2 protein-coding genes are annotated in these 1,595 nt (G+C 75.7%); both read right to left on the bottom strand.

Translation table 11 applies throughout. From position 1 onward, the window contains the following. Window positions 1–456 (bottom strand): iron chelate uptake ABC transporter family permease subunit (locus tag FOE67_RS25275; RefSeq protein ID WP_438874306.1); only part of this gene is annotated, 456 nt, incomplete at its 3' end. After that, window positions 453–1,487, bottom strand: a complete 1,035-nt coding sequence (locus tag FOE67_RS25270) for a FecCD family ABC transporter permease (protein WP_438874307.1) — start codon at window positions 1,485–1,487, stop codon at window positions 453–455. The genes FOE67_RS25270 and FOE67_RS25275, both read right to left, overlap by 4 nt. Window positions 1,488–1,595 lie beyond the last annotated feature (108 nt).

Below are 1,595 nucleotides of genomic sequence, written 5' to 3'. Positions count from 1 at the left end.
GCCCCCGAAGACGACGATCACGGTGAGCGCCCCCGCGCCGGCCCCCTGGGTGAAGCCGATGATGTCGGGGCTGCCCAGCGGGTTGCGGGAGACCGTCTGGAAGACCGCCCCGGCCAGGCCGAGCGCCGCCCCGACCAGCAGGGCCAGCAGGGCGCGGGGCAGGCGGAGTTCGTGGATGACGAATCGCTGGCCCGGCGTGCCGCCCCCGGTGAGGACGGCGATCACCTCGGCCGGGGTCAGCGGGTAGTCGCCGGTACCGACCAGGACGACCGCCGTTCCGAGGGCGGCGAGGACGAGCAGGGGCAGCACCAGGGCACCGCGCGGGTGCACCCGCAGCGACAGGCCCCCCGGGGCGCGCAGCACCACGCCCCGGGAGCGCACGCCGGGGGCCGGGGCGTCGGGGACCCCCTCGGGGCGGTCGGTTCCCGGACGGGCGAGGTCGGGGATCGTGCTCACAGCTGGGCCATCCTCCGACGACGCACGAGATGGATGAAGACGGGGCCGCCGATCAGGGCGGTCACGATGCCCACCTGGAGTTCCCCCGGTCGGGCGAGCAGGCGCCCCAGGATGTCGGCGGACAGCAGCAGCACCGGCGCCAGGACCGCCGAGTAGGGCAGGATCCAGCGCAGGTCGGGCCCGGTGAGGGAGCGCACCAGGTGCGGGATCATCAGGCCGACGAAGACGATCGGCCCGCAGGCCGCGGTGGCCGCCCCGCACAGCAGGGTGATCACGAGCATCGCCCCGAGCCGGGTGGCGGTCGGACGGGAGCCCAGGGCCCGGGCGGTGTCCTCCCCGAGCGCCAGGGCGTTGAGGGGGCGGGCCAGGAGCAGGGCGATCAGACACCCCACCCCGATGAAGGGCAGGATCTGCCAGAACGTCTCCATCCGGGCGGAGGCCAGCGAGCCGACGGTCCAGAACCGCATCCGGTCCAGCGCGGCGGTGTCCAGCAGCACCACGGCGTTGACGTAGCCGTACAGCGCCGCGGTGATCGCCGTACCGGCGAGGGCCAGGCGCACGGGAGTGGCGGCCCGGTTGCCGCCCAGCGCGTAGACCATCACCGAGACGGCCGCGGCGCCGAGGAAGGCGAACCAGATCCATCCCGTGATCGAGGTCACCCCGAGGAAGGAGATGGCCGAGACCACGGCGGCCGAGGCACCGGCGTTGACCCCCAGGATGCCGGGTTCGGCCAGGGGGTTGCGGGTGAGCGCCTGCATCACCGCGCCCGCCAGTCCGAGAGCGGCTCCCACCAGCAGGCCGAGCAGGGTGCGGGGCACCCGCATCCCCACCACGATGCCGGCGATGTCGCCCGTGCCGTCCCCGACCACGGTCCCCTCCCCCGTGCCGGGGTCCCCGGACACCCCGGGGGGCACCGCGGCGGAGCCGGCGCCTCCCGTCAGGGCGTCCCAGACCTGGTCCAGGGGGATGGCCCGGGCCCCGAGGGCCACACTGGCTGCGGCCACGACCCCGAGCAGCAGCACGGAGAGCAGCAGTCCCGTGAGGCGACCGCCGACACGGCCGGAACGGGCCGGCGAACCGCCGGGAGGCGCGGGGCCACGGTCCGGGCCGGGGGGCGCGGCGGTGACCCCGTGGGGACG

Origin of the sequence: Streptomyces calidiresistens (assembly GCF_014141525.1) — a bacterium.
GTDB classification, from domain to species: Bacteria; Actinomycetota; Actinomycetes; order Streptomycetales; family Streptomycetaceae; genus Streptomyces; species Streptomyces calidiresistens.
Note: the sequence above shows the minus strand (reverse complement) of the source record. Positions and strands in the feature narration are given on the sequence as shown.